Origin of the sequence: Mycobacterium sp. AZCC_0083 (assembly GCF_014202335.1) — a bacterium.
Classification (GTDB): domain Bacteria; phylum Actinomycetota; class Actinomycetes; order Mycobacteriales; family Mycobacteriaceae; genus Mycobacterium.
Map to the genome: position 1 here is coordinate 94,244 of NZ_JACHGP010000013.1, position 19,936 is coordinate 114,179.

Annotated in this window: 18 protein-coding genes and 1 pseudogene; 8 read left to right on the top strand and 11 right to left on the bottom strand. The window is 68.9% G+C overall.

Annotated elements, in window-relative coordinates; translation table 11 throughout:
* Window positions 1-142: 142 nt before the first annotated feature.
* Window positions 143-2,050, top strand: coding sequence for a glycoside hydrolase family 2 protein (locus HNP02_RS28995; protein ID WP_184444214.1), 1,908 nt, complete (start codon window positions 143-145; stop codon window positions 2,048-2,050).
* Here HNP02_RS28995 and HNP02_RS29000 read toward each other — a convergent pair.
* From HNP02_RS29000 to HNP02_RS29010, 3 genes are read right to left on the bottom strand one after another with little or no spacing between them, the layout of a single operon-like run.
* Entirely contained in the window at window positions 1,971-2,951 is a 981-nt protein-coding gene (locus HNP02_RS29000; RefSeq protein ID WP_184444085.1) for an RluA family pseudouridine synthase, read from the bottom strand. The genes HNP02_RS28995 and HNP02_RS29000 overlap by 80 nt on opposite strands.
* Window positions 2,948-4,693, bottom strand: a complete 1,746-nt coding sequence (locus tag HNP02_RS29005) for a glycerol-3-phosphate dehydrogenase/oxidase (protein WP_184444086.1) — start codon at window positions 4,691-4,693, stop codon at window positions 2,948-2,950. The genes HNP02_RS29000 and HNP02_RS29005 overlap by 4 nt, the downstream gene beginning before the upstream one ends.
* Window positions 4,694-4,752: 59 nt before the next feature.
* Window positions 4,753-6,168 carry an NAD(P)H-quinone dehydrogenase gene (locus HNP02_RS29010; RefSeq protein ID WP_184444087.1) on the bottom strand — a complete coding sequence of 472 codons (1,416 nt, stop codon included), beginning with the start codon at window positions 6,166-6,168 and terminating at the stop codon, window positions 4,753-4,755.
* A gap of 81 nt (window positions 6,169-6,249) precedes the next feature.
* On the opposite strand from HNP02_RS29010, the gene HNP02_RS29015 reads away from it, so the two are divergent.
* Window positions 6,250-6,723 carry a gamma-glutamylcyclotransferase gene (locus HNP02_RS29015; protein WP_184444088.1) on the top strand — a complete coding sequence of 158 codons (474 nt, stop codon included), beginning with the start codon at window positions 6,250-6,252 and terminating at the stop codon, window positions 6,721-6,723.
* Window positions 6,724-6,795: 72 nt separating this feature from the next.
* On the opposite strand, the gene HNP02_RS29020 is transcribed toward HNP02_RS29015, so the two are convergent.
* From HNP02_RS29020 to HNP02_RS29030, 3 genes are all read right to left on the bottom strand, one after another.
* Window positions 6,796-7,683 (bottom strand): hypothetical protein, encoded by an 888-nt coding sequence (locus HNP02_RS29020; protein ID WP_184444089.1) that lies wholly within the window; start codon window positions 7,681-7,683, stop codon window positions 6,796-6,798.
* Between the two features lie 161 nt (window positions 7,684-7,844).
* Entirely contained in the window at window positions 7,845-9,014 is a 1,170-nt protein-coding gene (locus HNP02_RS29025; protein ID WP_184444090.1) for an amidohydrolase, read from the bottom strand.
* Window positions 9,011-10,189, bottom strand: coding sequence for a M20 family metallopeptidase (locus HNP02_RS29030; protein ID WP_184444091.1), 1,179 nt, complete (start codon window positions 10,187-10,189; stop codon window positions 9,011-9,013). Before HNP02_RS29030 ends, HNP02_RS29025 begins: the two co-directional genes overlap by 4 nt.
* Before the next feature lie 138 nt (window positions 10,190-10,327).
* Here HNP02_RS29030 and HNP02_RS29035 point away from each other — a divergent pair, with 138 nt between their 5' ends.
* Window positions 10,328-11,131 carry a purine-nucleoside phosphorylase gene (locus HNP02_RS29035; protein ID WP_184444092.1) on the top strand — a complete coding sequence of 268 codons (804 nt, stop codon included), beginning with the start codon at window positions 10,328-10,330 and terminating at the stop codon, window positions 11,129-11,131.
* Here the strand turns inward: HNP02_RS29035 and HNP02_RS29040 are convergent.
* Window positions 11,077-12,177, bottom strand: coding sequence for an AbrB family transcriptional regulator (locus HNP02_RS29040; protein WP_184444093.1), 1,101 nt, complete (start codon window positions 12,175-12,177; stop codon window positions 11,077-11,079). The genes HNP02_RS29035 and HNP02_RS29040 overlap by 55 nt on opposite strands.
* Window positions 12,178-12,253: 76 nt before the next feature.
* Here HNP02_RS29040 and HNP02_RS29045 point away from each other — a divergent pair, with 76 nt between their 5' ends.
* Window positions 12,254-12,691, top strand: coding sequence for a MarR family winged helix-turn-helix transcriptional regulator (locus HNP02_RS29045; protein ID WP_184444094.1), 438 nt, complete (start codon window positions 12,254-12,256; stop codon window positions 12,689-12,691).
* 4 nt (window positions 12,692-12,695) lie between these two features.
* Window positions 12,696-14,219, top strand: coding sequence for a phospho-sugar mutase (locus HNP02_RS29050; protein WP_255507070.1), 1,524 nt, complete (start codon window positions 12,696-12,698; stop codon window positions 14,217-14,219).
* Here the strand turns inward: HNP02_RS29050 and upp are convergent.
* Complete coding sequence (gene upp / locus HNP02_RS29055) at window positions 14,201-14,824, bottom strand: uracil phosphoribosyltransferase (protein WP_184444096.1); 624 nt, start codon at window positions 14,822-14,824, stop codon at window positions 14,201-14,203. The genes HNP02_RS29050 and upp overlap by 19 nt on opposite strands.
* A 51-nt stretch (window positions 14,825-14,875) precedes the next feature.
* Between upp and HNP02_RS29060 the strand changes: the two genes are divergently transcribed.
* Window positions 14,876-15,229, top strand: a complete 354-nt coding sequence (locus HNP02_RS29060; protein WP_255507071.1) for a hypothetical protein — start codon at window positions 14,876-14,878, stop codon at window positions 15,227-15,229.
* A 2-nt stretch (window positions 15,230-15,231) separates the two neighbouring features.
* Window positions 15,232-16,311 carry a C40 family peptidase gene (locus tag HNP02_RS29065; protein ID WP_184444216.1) on the top strand — a complete coding sequence of 360 codons (1,080 nt, stop codon included), beginning with the start codon at window positions 15,232-15,234 and terminating at the stop codon, window positions 16,309-16,311.
* On the opposite strand, the pseudogene HNP02_RS29070 reads toward HNP02_RS29065, so the two are convergent.
* The 3 genes and pseudogenes from HNP02_RS29070 to HNP02_RS29080 all read right to left on the bottom strand — a co-directional run.
* A pseudogene (locus tag HNP02_RS29070) lies at window positions 16,312-16,907 on the bottom strand (BTAD domain-containing putative transcriptional regulator); the annotation flags it as partial.
* Between the two features lie 96 nt (window positions 16,908-17,003).
* On the bottom strand, window positions 17,004-18,047 hold the full coding sequence (locus HNP02_RS29075; protein WP_184444097.1) for a zinc-binding dehydrogenase: 1,044 nt from the start codon (window positions 18,045-18,047) through the stop codon (window positions 17,004-17,006).
* 30 nt (window positions 18,048-18,077) lie between these two features.
* On the bottom strand, window positions 18,078-18,401 hold the full coding sequence (locus HNP02_RS29080; protein WP_184444098.1) for a hypothetical protein: 324 nt from the start codon (window positions 18,399-18,401) through the stop codon (window positions 18,078-18,080).
* Window positions 18,402-18,653: 252 nt separating this feature from the next.
* Between HNP02_RS29080 and HNP02_RS29085 the strand changes: the two genes are divergently transcribed.
* The gene (locus HNP02_RS29085) at window positions 18,654-19,928 is read left to right on the top strand and encodes a primosomal protein (protein WP_184444099.1); all 1,275 of its coding nucleotides are present in this window, start codon (window positions 18,654-18,656) and stop codon (window positions 19,926-19,928) included.
* Window positions 19,929-19,936 lie beyond the last annotated feature (8 nt).

A 19,936-nucleotide genomic window follows, 5' to 3' on the forward strand; every position in this document is an offset into this window, starting at 1 on the left:
CGCACCAGATCGGTTTCGGCGCAATCCCTAGAACCCCCGGATTACTTCGTTGCGAATTGGCTCGACGCGTTTGCTGCGTAGAAGCAGTGTGCGGGCACGTCGGTGTTGTCCAGATTCCACCTTGGGGGTATTTGCCGTGCGCATGCGCCGTTTCGCGGCCGTGGGCGTCGCGTTCTTGGCCGTCGTCATGACGGGGAACGCGCCGGCCAACGCTGTAGTGATCTGGCATCCCAAGGTGCCGCCGCTGTTGACGCCGTGGACTCATTTGGTGGGACCGGACAACGCGCTGCCCGACTACCCACGCCCGCAGATGGCGCGGAGCCAGTGGCTGAACCTCAACGGTGTGTGGAGTTACACGGGCCGGTCCGCACAGAACGCCTTGACCGCACCTCCCCCCGCGGCCGCGTACGGCGAGCACATTCTGGTCCCGTATCCCACGGAGTCGGCACTGTCGGGCATCCAACGTCACGACGACCAAATGTGGTACCGCAAGGTCTTCAAACTGCCGAGCGCCTGGCGCGGGCAGCACGTGCTGTTGCACTTCGGCGCGGTCGACCAGATCGCGACCGTCTGGGTGAACGACAAGCAGGTCGCCTTCCACGAAGGCGGGTTCACGGAGTTCAGCGCCGACGTCACCGCTGCGCTGCGGCCCGGATCGCTGCAGGAGGTGACCGTCCGCGTTGAAGACCGCAACGAGGCCAACCCCTTCCCCGTCGGCAAGCAGCGCAACAAGCCGGAGGGGCTGTTCTACACCGGAGCGTCGGGCATCTGGCAGACGGTGTGGATGGAACCGGTGCGCGCCTCGCACATCGAGAAGCTCGACATCACCTCGGATCTGACCGGTTTCACCGTCACGCCAAGAGTTTCCGGAACGAGCAGGCTGCGCGCCGAGGTGGTCGTCTCCAAGCCCCAAGGTGAGGAGATGGCGGGCGTGATGGGCCCGGCGGGGACGCCGCTGCGCGTCCGCCTGCCCAACCCGCGCCTGTGGTCACCGGATGACCCGTACCTCTACGACCTCAAGGTCCGGCTGCTCAACCCGGTCGGAAAGGTCGTCGACGAGGTTTCCAGCTATGCCGGGTTGCGCACCGTCGGCGTCGTCAACGACGCGAAGGGCAGGCCGCGGATCGCGTTGAACGGCGCGATCACCTTCCTTCACGGCCCGCTGGACCAAGGCTTTTGGCCGGACGGGATCCTGACCGCGCCCACCGATGATGCGCTGAAGTTCGATCTCGAGCAGACCAAGGCCATGGGAATGAACTTCGTCCGCAAGCACGCCAAAGTGGAACCGGCGCGGTGGTACTACTGGGCCGACAAGCTCGGGCTGATGGTGTGGCAGGACATGCCGTCGCTGGACGTGTCGCTCGACATTCCCGTTGGCCCCGCGCCGGAACCGGTTCCCGCGGCCAAGAAGAACTTCGAACGCGAACTGTCGGAGATGGTGGACCAACTGCGCAGCGTGACCTCGATCATCGGGTGGGTGGTGTTCAACGAGGGGTGGGGAGAGTTCGACACCGCCAGGGTCGTCAACGCCGTGAAGGCCGAGGACCCGACGCGGATGGTCAACGCGAACAGTGGAGTGAACTGCTGCAAGTCACGCCCTGACAGCATGGCCGGCGACGTCTACGACGATCACACCTACGTCGGTCCCGGGGCTCCGCTGACGCTCGACGAACGCAGGCGCGCCAACAACGTCGACGTGCCAGGCCGTCAGCCGGTGAACGACCGCAGGGTGATGGTCGACGGCGAGTACGGCGGACTCGGGTTGGTGCTCAACGGAAACCGATGGCCGGGAAAGCCGCAAGCCTACGAGATGACCGACAGCCAGGCGCGGCTGACGGATCGGTACGTCGAGGTCAGCCGGGTCCTGGAAGACGTAGTGCGTAAGGGCGGCTTGTCGGGCGCGATCTACACCCAGACGACCGATGTCGAGAACGAGGTCAACGGGTTCATGAGCTATGACCGATGGGTGGTCAAGATGACGCTTTCGACGGTGGCGGCACGCAATCGGGCGGTGATCGCCGCGGGGTCGGGCCCACCCGACCGTCGTTGACGACCAACGTCCGTCTGCTGACGAATTCGCACCGACGCCCGCTGATCGGGTCGTCGAATGCGACACTGCGCGCCAGCAGCTGCAGCGGCCGCGAGAAGTCGTCGGGTGCCACGTCGATCACGTTCGGGTACAAGCTGTCCCCGACGATGGGCAGGCCAAGCGAGGCCATGTGCACCCTGAGCTGGTGCGTGCGGCCGGTGCGCGGACTCAACCGGTAGAGACCATCACCGAGGTGTTCGATCAGCGTCTCCGCGTTCGGTTCGCCCGGCTCCTCGAACGCCTGTAAGCGGCTGCGCTCCTTGCTGATCCGACTGCGCAGCGTCAGCGGGAACTCCAGCGCTGGATCGACGGCCGCTCGGGCGAGGTACGTCTTGTCTACGAGACCAGCGGCGAACAGCGTCTGATACGCGCCTCGGACCTCGCGGCGCGCCGTGAACAGCAGCACGCCCGCTGTCAGCCGATCCAACCGGTGGGCGGGCGAGAGCTCCGGCAACTCCAATGAGCGCCGCAACCGGACGAGTGCCGTCTGCGCGACGTGCCCACCGCGCGGCGTGGTGGCCAGGAAGTGCGGCTTGTCGACCACGACGATGTCGTCGTCGCGGTGCAGGATCGGAATGTCGAACGGGACTTCGACCTCGTCGGGCAGGTCGCGGTACAGATAGACGTGGGCGCCCGGCGGGAGGACGGTCGCGTCGTCCACGATCGTGCCGTCGGCGCAGACCACCTCGCCGGCAAGCACTTTCGCGGCGGCGTCCACACCGAATCGCTCTGCGAGTTCGGAGGCCACGGACACCATCTCACCCCAGGTCGCTTCGCTCCTACCCGCCGAACCATGCAGCCGCACCCGCGCCGGCCCGACCCCGTCGCGGTCGGGCAGTGGCGCCTGGCGCGCTCGCCTCAATTCAGCGGCACCGGCTCGAGAATCTCGGCCCGCGCCTCCGGGGCGGCGGCACGCAAGGCGTCGGCCGACTCGTCGTCGGGCTGCGTCTGCGACAACACCTCGGCCTCCACGCGCGCGGCGTACGTGGCGACTTCACGGTCCACGTCCTCGGCGCTCCACCCCAGCACGGGAGCGACCACCTCGGCGACCTCGCGAGCGCAGGCCACCCCGCGGTGCGGATACTCGATCCCGATCCGCATCCGTCTGGTCAGGATGTCCTCGAGGTGGAGTGCGCCCTCGGCGACCACGGCGTACCACGCCTCCACCTTCAGGTAGACCGGCGCTTCGGTGATGGGCGCCAACAGATCCGGGCGGCCCTCGGCCATCGCGAGTACCTCCCCGATCAGCGATCCGTAGCGGTCGAGCAGGTGGCGCACACGGTACGGATGCAGACCGTAGTGCACGCCGACGTGCTCGGTCTGGTTGATCAGCGCGAAGTAGCCGTCGGCGCCCATGAGCGGCACCTTCTCGGTGATCGACGGCGCCACCCGGGCCGGGACGTACTCGGCGGCCGCGTCGATCGCGTCCTCGCCCATCACCCGGTAGGTGGTGTACTTGCCGCCGGCGATGGCCACCAGCCCGGGCGACGGGACCGCGACGGCGTGCTCGCGCGACAGCTTGGACGTCTCTTCGCTCTCGCCTGCCAGCAGCGGCCGCAGCCCGGCGTAGACCCCGTCGATGTCGTCGTGGCTCAGTGGGGTGGCCAGCACGGTGTTGACGGTTTCGAGGATGTAGTCGATGTCGGCCTTGGTGGCCGCGGGATGGGCCAGGTCCAGATTCCACTCGGTGTCGGTGGTGCCGATGATCCAGTGCGTCCCCCACGGGATGACGAACAGCACCGAGTGATCGGTCCGCAGGATGATCGCCACCTCACTCACGATGCGGTCGCGCGGCACCACGATGTGCACACCCTTGGAAGCCCGGACTCGGAACCGGCCCCGCTGTTTCGACAGCGCCTGGATCTCGTCGGTCCACACCCCGGTGGCGTTGACCACCACGTGCCCGCGCACGTCGGTGACCTCGCCGTTCTCGGAGTCGCGCGCCCGGACGCCGACCACGCGGTCACCCTCGCGCAGCAGCGACACCACCTGCGTCGAAGACCGCACCACCGCCCCGTAATGCGCGGCCGTGCGCGCGACCGTCATGGTGTGGCGGGCGTCGTCGACGACGGTGTCGTAGTAGCGGATGCCGCCGATCAGCGAGCTGCGCTTCAACCCGGGAGCCAGCCGGAGCGCGCCCGCCTTGAACAGGTGTTTCTGCGCGGGAACGGATTTGGCACCGCCGAGCTGGTCGTAGAGGAAGATGCCCGCGGCCACATACGGCCGCTCCCACCAGCGCTTGGTCAACGGGAACAGGAATGGCAGCGGCTTGACCAAATGCGGGGCCAGTGTCGTCAGCGAGAGTTCGCGCTCATGCAGCGCTTCGCGCACCAGCCCGAACTCCAGTTGCTCGAGGTAGCGCAGGCCGCCGTGGAACATCTTCGACGAGCGGCTCGACGTGCCGGATGCGAAGTCGCGGGCCTCGACGAGTGCCACCTTGAGCCCGCGGGTCGCTGCGTCCAGGGCTGCGCCCGCGCCGACCACGCCACCCCCGATCACGACGACGTCGAACTGCTCGTTGCCGAGTCGCTCCCAGGCTGCAGCGCGCTGCTGGGGGCCTAAAAAGGTCTGACCGTTGCCCGGACCGGGTATCGGGTCACTCACGCCGGGACTCCTCAGTGTTACTCGTCGGTAGGCGTTCCTAGCTGAGAGCCTACGTGGACTCAGTCCAGATCGTCGTGCGCCATCAGCCTGCGGGCCGCTTCGACGATCGACCCCGACAGCGACGGGTACACCGACAACGTCTGGGCCAGGTCGGTCACGGAGATCCGGTTCTGCACCGCCAGCGCGATCGGCAGGATCAACTCCGACGCGATCGGGGCGACGACCACGCCACCGATCACCACGCCGGTCGCGGGGCGGCAGAAGATCTTGACGAAGCCGCGGCGCAGCAGCGACATCTTCGCGCGCGCGTTGGTGGTCAGCGGCAGCATGATCGTTCGGGCGGGGACGGTGCCGTCGTCGATGGCCGTCTGCGGCACTCCGACGGCGGCGATCTCGGGCCGGGTGAACACCGCGGCCGCGACCGTGCGCAGCCGGATCGGCGAAACACCCTCGCCAAGGGCGTGATACATGGCGATCCGGCCCTGCATCGCCGCAACGGACGCCAGCGGAAGCAGGCCTGTGCAGTCCCCCGCCGCGTAGATCCCCGACGCCGTGGTGCGCGACACCCGGTCCACCGACAGGTAGTTGCCGGGGCCGAGTTCGATGCCTACCCGCTCCAGGCCGAGTCCGCCGGTGTTGGGCACCGAGCCGACAGTCATCAACGCGTGGCTGCCCTCGACGGCGCGCCCGTCGGCCATCGACACCTTGACCCCGTCGGCGGTGCGGGTCACCGAGTCGGCGCGGGCGTTCTTGACCAACGACACGCCGCGTTCGGCGAAGGCCTCCTCGAGCACCGCTGCGGCGTCGCTGTCCTCATGGGGCAGGATCTGGTCGCGGCTGGCAACCACGGTGACCTTCACGCCCAACTCGGTGTAGGCGCTGCAGAATTCCGCACCCGTCACGCCCGATCCGACGATGATCAGGTGTTCTGGCAGTTCGGTGAGGTCGTAGAGCTGGCGCCAGTTCAGAATGCGCTCGCCATCGGGCGCGGCGTTCGGCAGCACGCGCGGGCTGGCACCGGTGGCGATCAGCACGACGTCGGCCTTGAGCACGCCGACCTTGCCATCGGTCGTGGTGACCTTCACCCTGTGGTGGGCCATCCCTGGGATGTCGTCGACCAGCTCACCGCGACCGTGCACGACGCTCACGCCCTGGCTGAGCAGTTGCGCACCGATGTCCGCCGACTGCGAGCGGGCGAGCGTCTTCACCCGGTTGTGGATCTGCGGCAGCGAGATCTTGGCGTCCTCGATCGCGATGTCGAAGCCCAGCCCGTCGGCCCGGCGCAGTTCGGTACGCACGCCCGTCGAGGCGATGAACGTCTTCGATGGCACGCAGTCCCACAGGACGCACGCACCACCGATGCCGTCGCTGTCGATGACCGTGATCTGCGCAATGTCGGGGCCATTGCCGGCCGCCACTAGCGCGGCTTCGTACCCGGCGGGCCCGCCGCCGATGATCGCAATGCGGGTAACCACGTCGCTAACCTAACCTCCCGGGTCGCTTCGTTCCTGCCCACCGGGCGAAATCCCCGAGGGCAAAGCCTTAGGCTTGCCCCCGTGCCGATCTACGCCGCCTACGGATCGAACATGCATCCGGAGCAGATGCTGTTGCGCGCTCCTCACTCGCCGATGGCCGGAACTGGCTGGTTGCACGGCTGGCGGTTGACGTTCGGCGGCGAGGATCTCAGCTGGGAAGGCGCGCTCGCCACGCTGGTCGAGGAGCCCGACTCCAAGGTGTTCGTGGTGCTCTACGACATGACCAAGGAGGACGAGGCCAACCTGGACCGCTGGGAGGGTTCGGAGCTCGGCTTCCACAAGAAGATCCGCTGCCGGGTGCACCGACTGGCGTCGGACACCAACACGGAGCCCGTGCTGGCCTGGATGTACGTCGTCGACGCATGGGAGGGCGGCATACCATCGGCGCGCTACCTCGGCGTGATGGCCGAGGCCGCCGAGATCGCCGGTGCGCCAGCGGAGTACGTGCACGATCTGCGTACCCGGCCCGCGGGCAACGTCGGCCCGGGCACCTAGCTCACCCCCCTTCCCCGCGAGCGTGCGTGTCTGTTGGTCGACACGCCGCAATCGTCGACATTCTGCGCACGCTCACGCCGCGCGAGAGCGACTCATTTGGTGATTGATCCGGGCGACGAGGTCTGCCGACCGGTACCGAACGTCGTCGAACAACGCGGGTATGGCCACCCAATCGATGTCCTGCAACGCGACGTGGCGCCTCCGGTCCCGGCGCATGGCCTCAACGCCGCTGTGCCACGGCTCCCCGTCGTACTCCACGGCTATCCGATGCTCCGGCCACGCCAAGTCGAGGCGCCTCAGCTCGCGGTTGCCGTCCACGACCTCGTACTGCACCGCCGGGGTCGGCAGGCCTGCGTCGAGGACGATCAAACGCAACTCGCTCTCCATCGGTGATTCCGCTCTTGGGTCAGCCAGCGGGATGAGGTCCCGGACCACGACGATGCCGCGTCTGCCGGCCTGTTGAAGCGCAGCGCGCCAGAGTTCGGCTCGGTCACAGGTGCGACTGCGCAGGGCGGCGTCCAAGGTCGCCAACGCCCGCGGGCGACGCAGACTGCGTGCCACCTCGACCGCAGTCCACGCCGGGGCGGTGACGGGTCGCCCGTCGATGACGGTCAGCGGTGCTCCGTCCCGACGGTGCACCGACAATCCATCGGCCGACCGCAGCTGGCAGTTCGGCGGGTTTATCACGTGCAACGTCGTGGTGTCTTCGGTATCGAATCCGTGCAGCGCCGCTGCGGTGCCGAGACATACGGCAACCGTTCGGCCACAGGACAAGTCGATGCCACGTAGTCGTGCGGCATCGGTCGGTTCGCCCCGACAGTAGATGCCCTGCCACATGCGTTCGAGCCGGCCATCCTCCACCATTCGATCGAAGGCATACCGCGTGACGCACTGCAAGATCTGGCCGCTGGTGGCCACTCCGCCCTGCTGCTTGAGAGTCCGCATTAGTTCGTCGTCCATGCAGGCGATGGTCAGGCTCGGCGACGGTGGCCCACCAGTGACGAATCAACATTTGTGGATGAAAGGTCAACTGTGCACAGCCAGTTCGTCGCGAGCGTGCGCATAGTGCTGGTGTTTGCGGCGTGTCGTGCAACAGACACGCACGCTCGCGGGAAAGGGAATTAGAGCAGCGCGGACTGCTCCACGATGTTGGTCATCACCCGCACGCCGACGGCCAGCGCCCGCTCGTCGAGATCGAACGTCGGCTGGTGCAGATCGAGCTGCGGCCCGCGCCCCGACCAGACGCCGAGGCGGGCCATCGCGCCGGGCACGTCCTCCAGATACCAGGAGAAGTCCTCGCCGCCGCCCGACTGACGGGTGGCGGACAGCACGTCGGGCCCGACGGCTTCGATGGCATGGGTGAGGATGCGCGTCGACACCGCTTCGTTGACCACCGGCGGAACGCCGCGCCGGTATTGCACGCTGTAGTCGACGTTCAGTGGCGCCATCAACGACGAAACGATTTCGCGGACAAGCAATTCCATCGCGACCCAGGCCTCTCGGCTGGCCGTTCGAATGGTGCCTGCCACCGTGCCGGACTGCGGGATGGCGTTGGCGGCCACCCCGGCGTTCACCGCGCCCCACACCATGACGGTGCTGTCCCGCGGGTCGACGCGTCGCGACAGCACGCCGGGAACGCCGGTGATCAGCGTGCCCAGCGCGTACACCAGGTCACCGGTGAGGTGCGGCCGCGAGGTGTGCCCACCGGGCGAGCGCAGCGTGATCTCCACCTGGTCGGCCGCCGACGTGATCGGGCCCGCGATGACCGCCACCTTGCCGACTTGCAGCCGCGGATCGCAGTGCAGCGCGAATATCCGCGACACGCCGTTGAGGGCACCCGCCGCGATGGCGTCGATGGCGCCACCGGGCATCAGCTCCTCGGCGGGCTGAAAGACCAGCCGCACGCCGACCGGCAGCTCGGGCACCGACGCCAGCGCAAGGGCCGCGCCAAGCAGCACCGACGTGTGCCCGTCGTGGCCGCAGGCATGGGTGACACCGGGCATCAGCGACGCGTACGGCGCGCCGGTCCGCTCGGTCATCGGCAACGCGTCCATGTCGGCCCGCAGCGCCACCCGCGGACCGTGTTCCGGGCCGAAGTCGCACGTCAGACCGGTGCCGCCGGGCAGCACCTTCGGGTTCAGGCCGGCGTCGGCCAGAAGCGACGCGACGAATTGCGTCGTCGCGAACTCCTGGCGGCCCAGCTCGGGGTTGGCGTGGATGTGTCTGCGCCACGCCACCAGATCATTGACGTGGCCGGTCAGCCACGCGTCGGTGTGATCCCTGATGCTCATGCGCGATCCGCCTTCAGGCGCAGCACGCGGTCCCGCTCAGCGGGCGTCTCGGCCAGCGCGACGACCGTGCGCGCCAGCATGATGGCCCCTTCGACGACGGCCTTGTCGGCACTCGGTCCCGCTGCCGCAACCGCGAATCCGGGCTGGTGGATCGACGCGCCGTTGGCGTCGATGCCCACGATCGGGTGGATGCCCGGCATCACCTGCGTGACGTTGCCCATGTCGGTGCTACCCAGCGGCAGCGCGGCCTCGACCTCCACGGCGACGGGAGTCCGGCCCATCCGCACCATCTCGGCGCGGAAGACGTCGGCCAACCACTGGTCGGGGGTCAGCTCGAGGTAGGAGGGCTCGGTCTCCGAGACGTCGAACTCGCAGCCGGTCGCCACCGCGCCTGCCAGGAAGCAGTCCGACATCCTGCCCTCGAGTTCGCGCAGCGACCAGGCGTCGTTGGCGCGCATCGTGTACTCCATCTCGGCGCGTGCCGGAATGATGTTCGTGGCCTGTCCGCCGTCGGTGACGATGCCGTGCACCATCTGCCCCGGCGCGAACTGCTGCCGCAGCAGCCCGATCGCCACCTGCGCGACGGTGATCGCGTCGGCGGCGTTCAGACCCAGATACGGCGCGACCGCCGCGTGTGCCTCTCGGCCCGAGTAGACGACCGCGACCTGCGACAACGCCAACGAACGTGCGCGGGCGATGTCGAGCGGCCCGGCGTGCAGCATCACCGTCGCGGCGATGTCGTCGAACGTGCCCGCCTCGAGCATCAGCGCCTTGCCCCCTCCGGCCTCCTCGGCGGGCGTGCCGAGCAGCACCACCGTCAGGTTCAGCTCGTCGGCGACGTCGGCCAGCGCCAGCGCCGCGCCGACCGCGGACGCCGCGATGATGTTGTGCCCACAGGCGTGACCGATCTCGGGCAGCGCGTCGTACTCGGCGCAGATGCCGACGACCAGCGACCCGCTGCCGTACTCGGCACGGAACGCGGTGTCCAACCCGCCGGGCGCGGCCATGATCTCGAATCCGCGGTCGGCGACGAGCGCCTGCGTCTTGGCACAGCTGCGATGTTCGTTGAAGGCGAGCTCGGGCTCGGCGTGGATCGAGTGCGACAACTCGATCAAGTCGCCACGACGTCGCTGGACTACATCCTCGACGGTCGTCGAGGCGGTGGCGGTGGGCATCCTGGCAGTATCTCACCGCTGGCTGATGCCCACTTCGTCGCGTTGAGGTAGCGCTGGCGGCCATCGCCACTCGCACTTCGTCACACTGGTTGCTCAGTCAACTTTGCTCAGTCGACGCCCGACGTAGGCTTCCTTCTCGTGACTGGCGCGACCGATCCCCAGGCCACCGCGGAAGCGGCCGCCGCAGAACTCCTGGCACGCACCGGCGTGGACTCCTTCGACGTCGCCGTGGTCCTCGGCTCGGGATGGGCGCCCGCCGCCGCGGAACTCGGTCAGCCGTCCGCCGTCGTCGCCATGGCCGATCTGCCGGGGTTCACCCCGCCGACCGCGGCAGGCCACGGCGGACAGGCACTCGCCGTCCCGGTCGGTGACCGGCGGGTGCTGGTGCTGCTCGGCCGCACCCACGCCTACGAGGGCCATGACCTGCGCCACGTCGTGCATCCCGTCCGCACGGCCTGCGCCGCGGGCGCCAGCACGGTCGTGCTGACCAACGCCGCGGGTGGGCTGCGCGAGGACTTCACGGTGGGCCAGCCGGTGCTGATCAGCGATCACCTCAACCTGACCGCACGTTCACCGCTCGTCGGCGCCCAGTTCGTCGACCTCGTCGACGCATACGCGCCGCGACTGCGGGACCTGGCCCGCGACGTCGATCCGACCCTGACCGAGGGCGTCTACGCCGGGCTGCCAGGGCCGCACTACGAAACGCCCGCCGAGATCCGGATGCTGCGCACGCTTGGCGCCGACCTGGTCGGCATGTCGACGGTGCACGAGACGATCGCGGCGCGGGCGGCCGGGGCTGAGGTACTGGGCGTCTCGCTGGTGACGAACCTGGCCGCGGGCATGACGGGACAGCCGCTCAGCCACGTCGAGGTGCTCGAGGCCGGACGTCAGTCGGCGACGCGGATGGGTTCCCTGCTGGCCGACGTGCTGGCCCGCCTGTAGGCGAACCGCTTGGTCAGCGCGACGACGCCGCGTGCCATCAGCGGAGCGACGAACAGCATGAGCAGCACCCGCACCACCTGCGCGGCAATGATGAACGTGACGTTGGATCCCGTCTCGACGGCCGTCGCCAGCACCGCGTAGACGCCGCCGGGGCTGGTGGCCAGGTAACCCTCTAGGGGACTGATCCCGGTCGTGTGCGCCAACAGCACGCCAAGTCCCGCGCACGCGACGTTGAGTAGGACGATCAGCGCCAGTGCGGCGGGAAGCGCTCGCCCGATGGCCTTGAAGGACGTCTTGGTGAACGCGACACCTGCCTGCCAACCGATCACGGCGTAGCCGAGTTGAACGAGCACGAACGGCACCGACAACCCGAACGAAACCCCGGTGAGCTGCAATGCGATGGTGATCGTCATCGGGCCGAGCAGCCCAGCGCCAGGCAGTCGGATGAGCTTACCGCCCGTTGCGCCGACGAGCACGATGGCGACGATCATCGCCATGCTGAGATACCAAGGGGCCGAACTGGTTTGGGCGGACGGGGCGAAGTGTCCGGTCTTCTGGGCGTGATAGACGAGGGTGACCACGACGGGCATCGACGCGGTGATCAACCCGACGCGCAGGTACTGCACGACGGCGACCACGCGGTCGTCGCCACCGAGTTCCCTGGCGATCGCGACCAGACCCGACGCGCCGCCCGCGACCAATGCGAGCGCTCCCGTGAGCGGACTGACGTCGCGGTGCAGGCCGAGCAGAGCTCCGGCGATGATGCTCAGCACCAGCGTGGCAACGGCGACCCCGAGCACGATCGGCCAGTCCGCGCCAAGCGCCGTCAGCGCGTCGCGGTGCACCATCGTGCCGATGTAGACGCCAAGCACGCCCTGCGCGGCGATGCCCGCCTTGCGGGGGACGCGCCCCGGAGCGTAGGACAGCAAGGCCAGCACCATGCCGACGACCAGTGCGGCGAACAGCGCCGCCGAGGGCACGCCGACGATGGTCAGCGGCACGGTCACGGCAACCGTGACCAGCACCAACAACGTCCATCGCATCATTAATGCAAGTATGCACTTGTCACTTCGAGCTCACAACCTGATGTTCATCACGCAAATACCAAGGTATAACTTGGTAATGCGATCAAGCACCGCGAACGCCACCGAACTGCGGGAGTCGATCATGGCGCTGACCCGCCAACTTCGTCGACACCGCAGCGACAACGGGCTCACGCTCAGCCAGCAGCAGCTGCTCAGCGAGGTGAGTCGGGCCGGCGTCACTACCCCCGCCGAACTCGCGACCCGGATGCGCGTGCGCGTGCAGTCCCTGACCGACGGCATCAACCATCTGGAAGCACAGGGGCTGGTGGAACGCAGGACCGACGTCGACGACCGGCGCCGTCAACTCATCGAGGCCACCGCCGACGGGATCGCGCTGTTGCAAGCCGACCGCGCCGAGCGCGACAAGTGGCTCAACGTGGCGATGCGCGACACCCTGACCGAGCTGGAGTTCGACCTGTTGATGCTCGTCGCGCCCGTGCTGCGAAAGCTGGCAGATGCCGACGCCGCACAATGAACGCATGACCGGACCCTCGCTCCAGCCTCTGACCTTCGGCACGGCGGGGCTGCGGGGGCCGATGCGCGATGGTCCCGACGGCATGAACGTCGAGACCGTGACGAGGGCGAGCTGGGCGGTGGCCAAGGTACTCAAGGATCGCTGCCTTGGGGGTTCGACGGTCGTGGTGGGCCGCGACGCCCGCCACCAGTCAGACGACTTCGCCTTGGCCACCGCCGAAGTGCTTGCCGCGGAAGGCTTCTCCGTCGTACTGCTGCCCGATCCCGCGCCGACGCCGGTGGTGGCGTTCGCCGTGCGCCATCTGCGCGCGGTGGCGGGGGTGCAGATCACGGCGTCGCACAACCCGCCTGCCGACAACGGTTACAAGGTCTACCTCGACGGCGGCCTGCAGATCGTCCCCCCGAGCGACCGCGACATCGAATCGGCGATGGCGAGTGCACCGACAGACATCGCCCGCGCGGAGGTGTCTCCGGCCGACACCGAGCTCATGCACGACTACGTCCGGCGCGCTGCCACGGTGCGCCGCACGACGGGCGACGTGCGGGTCGCGCTCACCCCGATGCACGGTGTCGGCGGCGAGGTCGCGCTGCACGTCCTGAGCGAAGCAGGCATCACCGACGTCCACACCGTCGCCGAGCAGTTCGTGCCCGATCCCGACTTCCCCACCGTCGCCTTCCCCAACCCCGAGGAGCCGGGCGCCATCGACCTGCTGCTCGCGCTGGCTGCAAAGGTCGACGCCGATGTCGCGATCGCGCTCGACCCCGACGCCGACCGATGCGCGGTGGCAGTACCCACGCCGACCGGCTGCCGCATGCTCACCGGCGACGAAACCGGTTGGCTCCTTGGCGATTACGTGCTGTCACAGACCGAGCCCGGCGACGTGGTGGCCGCAAGCGTGGTGGCCAGCACGGTGGTGTCCTCCCGCATGCTGGCGGCGATAGCCGCCAGCCACGGCGCCCGGCACGTCGAGACCCTGACCGGCTTCAAGTGGCTGGCCCGCGCGGATGCCGGGTTGCCGGGCGCCACGCTGGTCTACGCCTACGAGGAGGCCATCGGGCACTGCGTCGATCCTGCCGCGGTGCGCGACAAGGACGGCATCAGTGCAGCCGTGCTGGTGTGCGACCTGGTCGTCGCGCTGCGCGACGACGGCCGCACGCTGCTCGACGCGCTCGACACACTGGCCCGCACACACGGTGTGCACACGACGACTGCGGTGTCAGTGCCGGCCGACGCGACGGTGATGGCGCGGCTGCGCGCCGAACCGCCCGGTCTCGTTGGCGGCGAACCGGTGGAGGTCGCCGATCTGCTGGAGCGCCGCGGCCAACAGCGGACGGATGCATTGATCTACACCGGCGAACGCGTGCGGGTCGCGATCCGGCCGTCGGGCACCGAACCGAAGATCAAGGCGTACCTGGAGATTCGGCTACCGCCGAGCGACGACGTATCCGCGGCCCGCGCCGTCGCAGTACGGTTGCTCGACGAGCTGCGGGCCGACGTCGTCGACCTGCTTCAGCGCGGGCCGAACTGACGGTCCCCTGCGTCGCCGAGCCCAGGCACGATGTAGGCGATCTCGTTGAGCCCATCGTCGATCGCCGCGGTGTAGAGCCGGACGTCGGGTGCCACCTTCTCAAGTGCGGCAATGCCTTCCGGCGCACACACCACGCAGACCACGGTGATGTCGGCGGCCCTGCGGGCGTGCAGCAGCCCGACGGTGTGGGCCATCGAGCCGCCCGTGGCCAGCATCGGGTCGAGCACCATCACCGGCTGCGTGCTCAAGTCCTCCGGCAAGGACTCCAGATACGGTGTGGGCTCGTGGGTTTCCTCGTTGCGGGCGACGCCGACGAACCCGACCTTCGCCTCGGGGATCAGCATGTGCGCCCTGTCGACCATCCCGAGGCCTGCGCGCAGTACCGGCACCAGTAGCGGCGGAGTAGCCAACTTCGACCCGACGAAGTCGGCCATCGGTGTGCGGATCGGGAGGGGCTCGCTCGCGGCGTCGCGGGTGGCCTCGTAGACGAGCATCAGCGTCAGGTCGCACAACGCGGCGCGGAACGCGGCGTTGTCGGTGCGCTCGTCGCGCAGGGTGGTCAGCCGCGCCGCGGCCAGTGGGTGATCGACAACGCGAACGTCCATGGGCGGAGACCCTAGTGGAACCACGATGTCGGAGACATCCATGGAACCACGATGTCGGAGACATCCATGGAACCGAAGCGGGCCGTCCGGCGTCATAACGTCGTGCTCGCCGATACCGCCGTGATCCGCGCCCTCGGCGCTGCCCACTCCCGCCAGGCTGCCGACCTCGATGCCGTCGCCGCCACGTTGCGGTCGGTCGCAGGGCCGGGGTGCGCCGCCACGTTCGGCCCCATTGGCGCACGGTTCGTGGCAGCGCTGACCGAGGCGATCGCCCGCGAGTCGGGCGTCGCAGCGCAGCTGAGTGAACGCGTCGCCGCCGCCGGCCGCACCGCAGAGGCCTCGGCCGCCGCGTATGGCGGCACCGAGCGTCGCGTCGGGCAGTCGATCACCGCAGTTGGCGGGTGACGGTGCCCAATTCCCTGGTCTCGGCGCTGTCGGCGCCCATCCGCGAGGTGCAGGCACAGGTCGGACCGGGCTGGTCGGGAGACGACGCGGCCGCCGTCCTCTCGGGCGCGCGCGACGCGCTGGCCGACGTGTCCGCCGCAGGCCGACGGGCATGGAACGACGCGGCAGGCCAATGGGTCGGCGACGGTGCCGACGCCGCCTCTCAGTTCACCCACGCGATGGTCACCGCGGTCGACGCACTGGCGATCCGTGCCGAGCGCCTCGGCGCGAGCACAGCAAAGGCGGCCGACGCGGTGGCCAGCGCGCGTGCCCGGCTGCGCACCATCGTCGAGGAGTTCGAGGCGCGCGCCGAAGCGCTCGAAGCCGACCTGGAAGCGCCGGGCGCCGCCGAGGAGCTGATCGCCGAGGCGCGCCGGGCGCTGGACGAGGCCGTCGCGGTGGTCGATGAATTGCGCATGGAGTTGGACGCGCAGGCCGCGGCGGTGAGCGCACCCGCGGGGCCGGCCACGCCGACGGTGCCTGCGGCCGCGGTGCCGGGCTGGGCGGGCGGCTCGGGTTCGGGCAGTTCGGGTTCTGGGGGCTCGGGTCCTGGCCTGGGGGCGTCCGGCGGCGGGTCGCCGTTCTCGTGGCCGGACACCGACGCGGGCACCCCCGCCAGGGAGCTGGCCGATCCTGCGGAGTTCGGCAGTGGCGTCGCGGTCACCCTGCCCGACGGCAGCACCGCGACAGCGCCGAACGCCGTCGCAGCCAGCGCCGTCCGGCATGCCCTGACCCAACTCGGTGTGCCGTATGACTGGGGTGGCACTACGCCAGGCGTCGGGCTGGACTGCAGCGGCCTGACCCAGTGGGCGTATCACGAAGCGGGACTGGATCTTCCGCGGCTGGCGCAGGAGCAGGATGTTGGCGCGGCGGTCAGTCAGAACGACTTGCGCCCGGGTGATCTGGCGGTGTGGGATGGCCACGTCGCGATGATCGCGGGTGACGGCCTGATGGTCGAAGCGGGAGATCCGGTTCAGCTCTCTCCGATCCGAATTACCAACGCGGGTCAGGGTTTTCAGGGGTTCTGGCGGCCGACCGCCTGATCAGTCCCTTGGCTCGAGCTCGAAGACGAACTCGTGATGGCAGATCCGGATCCGGTCGCCATCGGCGAGCGGGACACTGCCCCGGATTCGACGGTCTTGTGCGTACACGCCGTTGGCAGAGCGCAGATCGGTGATGACGAACGTCGTCCCCGTGTCGCTGAGCACGGCGTCCATGACCTCTTGGCGTAGCACCCGCTCGTGCAGAGCTCGGATCGTCGGCCCTGGCTCGATGCCCAGGTCCTCGGCGAGGGCGATCTTCAAGCGGCGGTAGGCCTCGAGGGCATCGGATTGCCGTTCGGCGACGTAGTAGGCGATGATCAATTGGACCCACAGCGGCTCGCGATAGGGATGCTCGGCGGCAAGGCCCTCGAGCGAGCCGATCACGGCATCGGCACGCCCACAGGCAATTTCGGCCTCAGCTCTGGCGATGTGCACGGTGACTTCGTCTTCGACGAGCGCGGCGGCGAAGGAAGCGACGAACTCGAGGTCACCCAGGTCCTCGAGCACCCGTCGGCGCCATTCGGCAACGCCGCCGACAGGTGACGGCTGGCCAACTCGAACTGGCCCGCCGCCGCCCGTATGCCTGCAGTCTTTTCGACGTCCGGCATGGCGAGCAGCGCGGTGGTCACCCGATGAGCTTCTGGGAACCGGCTTGGAGGTTTCTCAAATAAAACTTGGAGCCCGCGTGACGGTTAGGGCAGCCGCGGGTCGATGAGGGTGACGCCGACGGGAGAGGCAGTGCCAACCGACGGGAGTCGACCGGCGCCTTCGGCCAGCCCGACGACCCGCTCGACCAGCGCCTGCGGTCGCAACGTGCCTGCTTCGACCAGTCGCAACATGTCGGGGTAGTCGACGCTGGCCATGCCGTGGCTACCGAGAACGTCCAGCTCCCAGGCGATCACCCGGTCCATCGGCACCGCGGGGTGTCCGTCGATGCTGGGCAGCAGCCCCACCTGCACGTGGCGTCCGCGGCGCCGCAGGCTGTGGATGGCGTCCGCACAGGTGGCCGGGGCGCCGACCGCATCGATGGCGACGTGGCTGCCCCCGCCGGTCAGGTCGTGCACCTGGGCGGGGACGTCGCCTCCGTCAGACAGCACCGTGTACTCGGCACCGAGGGTCCTCGCCAGGTCGAGTGCTGCCGGCGTGCGGTCGACCGCGATCACCCTGGCTCCTGCGGCAACCGCGACCTGCACGGCGCTGAGCCCAACGCCGCCGACCCCGAACACCGTCACCCACTCGCCGTGTCTGATGCCTGCCCGTGCGTGCAGCGCGCGGTAGGCAGTGGCGAACCGGCAGCCCAGCCCAGCTGCCGCAGCGTCGGAGACGGCATCGGAGACCGCGACCAGGTTGGTGTCGGCGGCGTGCAGGGCGACGAATTCGGCGAAGGAGCCCCAGTGCGTGAAACCGGGCTGGGTCTGGTCGGGGCAGACCTGTGCCTGACCGTCCTGGCACCACTGGCACCGCCCGCAGCCGCAGACGAACGGTGTGGTCACCCGGTCGCCGACACTCCAGCGTCGTACCTCGGCGCCCACCGCGGCGATGACGCCGACCAGTTCGTGACCGGGGACGTGCGGGAGTGCTACCCCGTCGTCGTGGCCTGCCCACGCGTGCCAGTCGCTGCGGCAGAGACCGGTCGCGTGCACCTCGACGACCACGCCCCCTGGCGATGGCGCCGGATCGGCGACCGTGACGACGTCCACCGAATCACCGAACTTCTCGAACACCGCCGCGCGCATGACGCCATCGTCCCGCACGTGGCCGCGGCGTCACGCCCCACGGTCGGCGGCAGCGATGACTTCGGGAGCGAATGCCACGATCGCGGCCTCGATCGCGGCACGGGCGGACCCGACCGACGATTCCCATTCGTCGTGGAGTTGGAGCATCTCGAGCAACTCGCCGGGGTGTCCGCAGTCACGCGACAGGCTCCGATGAGCGCCTGTGCCGGGCGGGATCTCGCCTTCGACGAGCGCGGTCGCGATCGGCCGCACCAATGTCCACCCTGCGGTTTCCCTCGACGACGGTTGGAGACCGACCTCGGCGAGCGCGCTACGAAAGAGGATCTCGACCTGTTGGCTGTCGATCGCGTTCACATCGGCCGGCTGGGAGGCGAGTTGGACCAGCCCGTCGACGTCGACCCCCTCAGCGACGAGTTCAGCTGCGGTGCGGACGGCGTCCTCCGGGTCGAAGCCACAGCCAAGGACGAGACGCCGCCAGCTCGTCCAGCCGCATCCGCTGCCGCCGGGTCAGACCGGCCTCGTCGGCGCCCATTCGACCAGCATGACAAACGAAGCCATCGCCAACCACCCTCGGAGTCGCCAGACCGCGTCGTTAGGCTGTGCCGCATGGCAGCAGAAATCGTGCCGGTGCGGCTCGGCCTGACCAAGGGCGACCTCTACACCCTGTGGGCCCCGTCGTGGCGTGACGCCGATGACGAGTGGCAGGCGTTCCTCGGCAACGACGAGGACCTCTACGCCTTCGACTCGGCCGCAGACCTGGTGGCGTTCATCCGGGCGGGCAACGAGAACGACCTGGCCGACCACCCCGAGTGGCCAGCGCTCATCGAGGCGTCGGCGCATCGCTGCGATCCCGCGGAGGACCAGCAACACGACCTCATCGGCGTGCCCGACTTGGTTGCCGAGAAGCCGACGGAGGACTCCGTCGCCGCGCTTCTCGGCGCGCTGAGCATCGTTCAGGCGATCGGATCGGTGTGCGACATCACCGTGGTGTCGAAGCTCTTCAACGGGAATCCGGTGCTCGGCTCGGTGGGCGGTGGCATCGACGCGTTCGAAGGCCGCGCCGGCCGCAAGCGCTGGTCTGAGATCGAGGCGGTCATCGGCCGCACCTGGGACGGTGTGATCGACGCCATCGACGCCATCGTCACCACCCCCGACGTCGACGCCGCTGCGTCGGAGAAGGCCGCCGAGGAACTGGCCGAGCCCGCGCCCGAGCCGGAGGTCGTCGAGGAGGCGGACGATGACGGCGACGACGTCGTGATCGAGGGCTTGGTGGACACCGACGAGGAGGTCGACGAGGTCGCCGCCCAGGCCCAGAACCAGGTGCTCGGCAGCCACACGGACTTCTGGGGCCAGGTCGGTATCGATCCGGTCCGGATCATGACCAGCGGCGGGACGTTCTACACGCTGCGCTGCTACCTCGACGATCAGCCGATCTTCCTCGGCCGCAACGGCCGGATCAGCGTGTTCGGCTCCGAGCGCTCCCTGGCCCGGTATCTGGCCGACGAGCACGAGAGCGACCTGTCGGATCTGGCGACCTTCGACGACATCCGAACGGCCGCCACCGACGGCTCGCTGCGAATCAAGGTCACCGACGACAACGTCTACGTGTTGACCGAGCTGTCCGATGACATCACCGACGGGCCCGACGCCGTCGATGGCCAGCAGCTCGAATTGGCCGTCGAATTGCTCAGGGACGTCAGCGATTACGCCGAGGACACCACAGTCGACGAAGCACTCGACCCCGACCAGCCGCTCGGCAGGTTCGTGGCGCACGTGCTCGAACCCGGCTCGGTCACCAAGCCGCCCGCGCCCTACGCCAAGGCCGCCGCACAGTTCGACGCGCTGGCGACGTTCGTGGAGTCGCGGCTGCGCACCGAGTAGCGCGATGA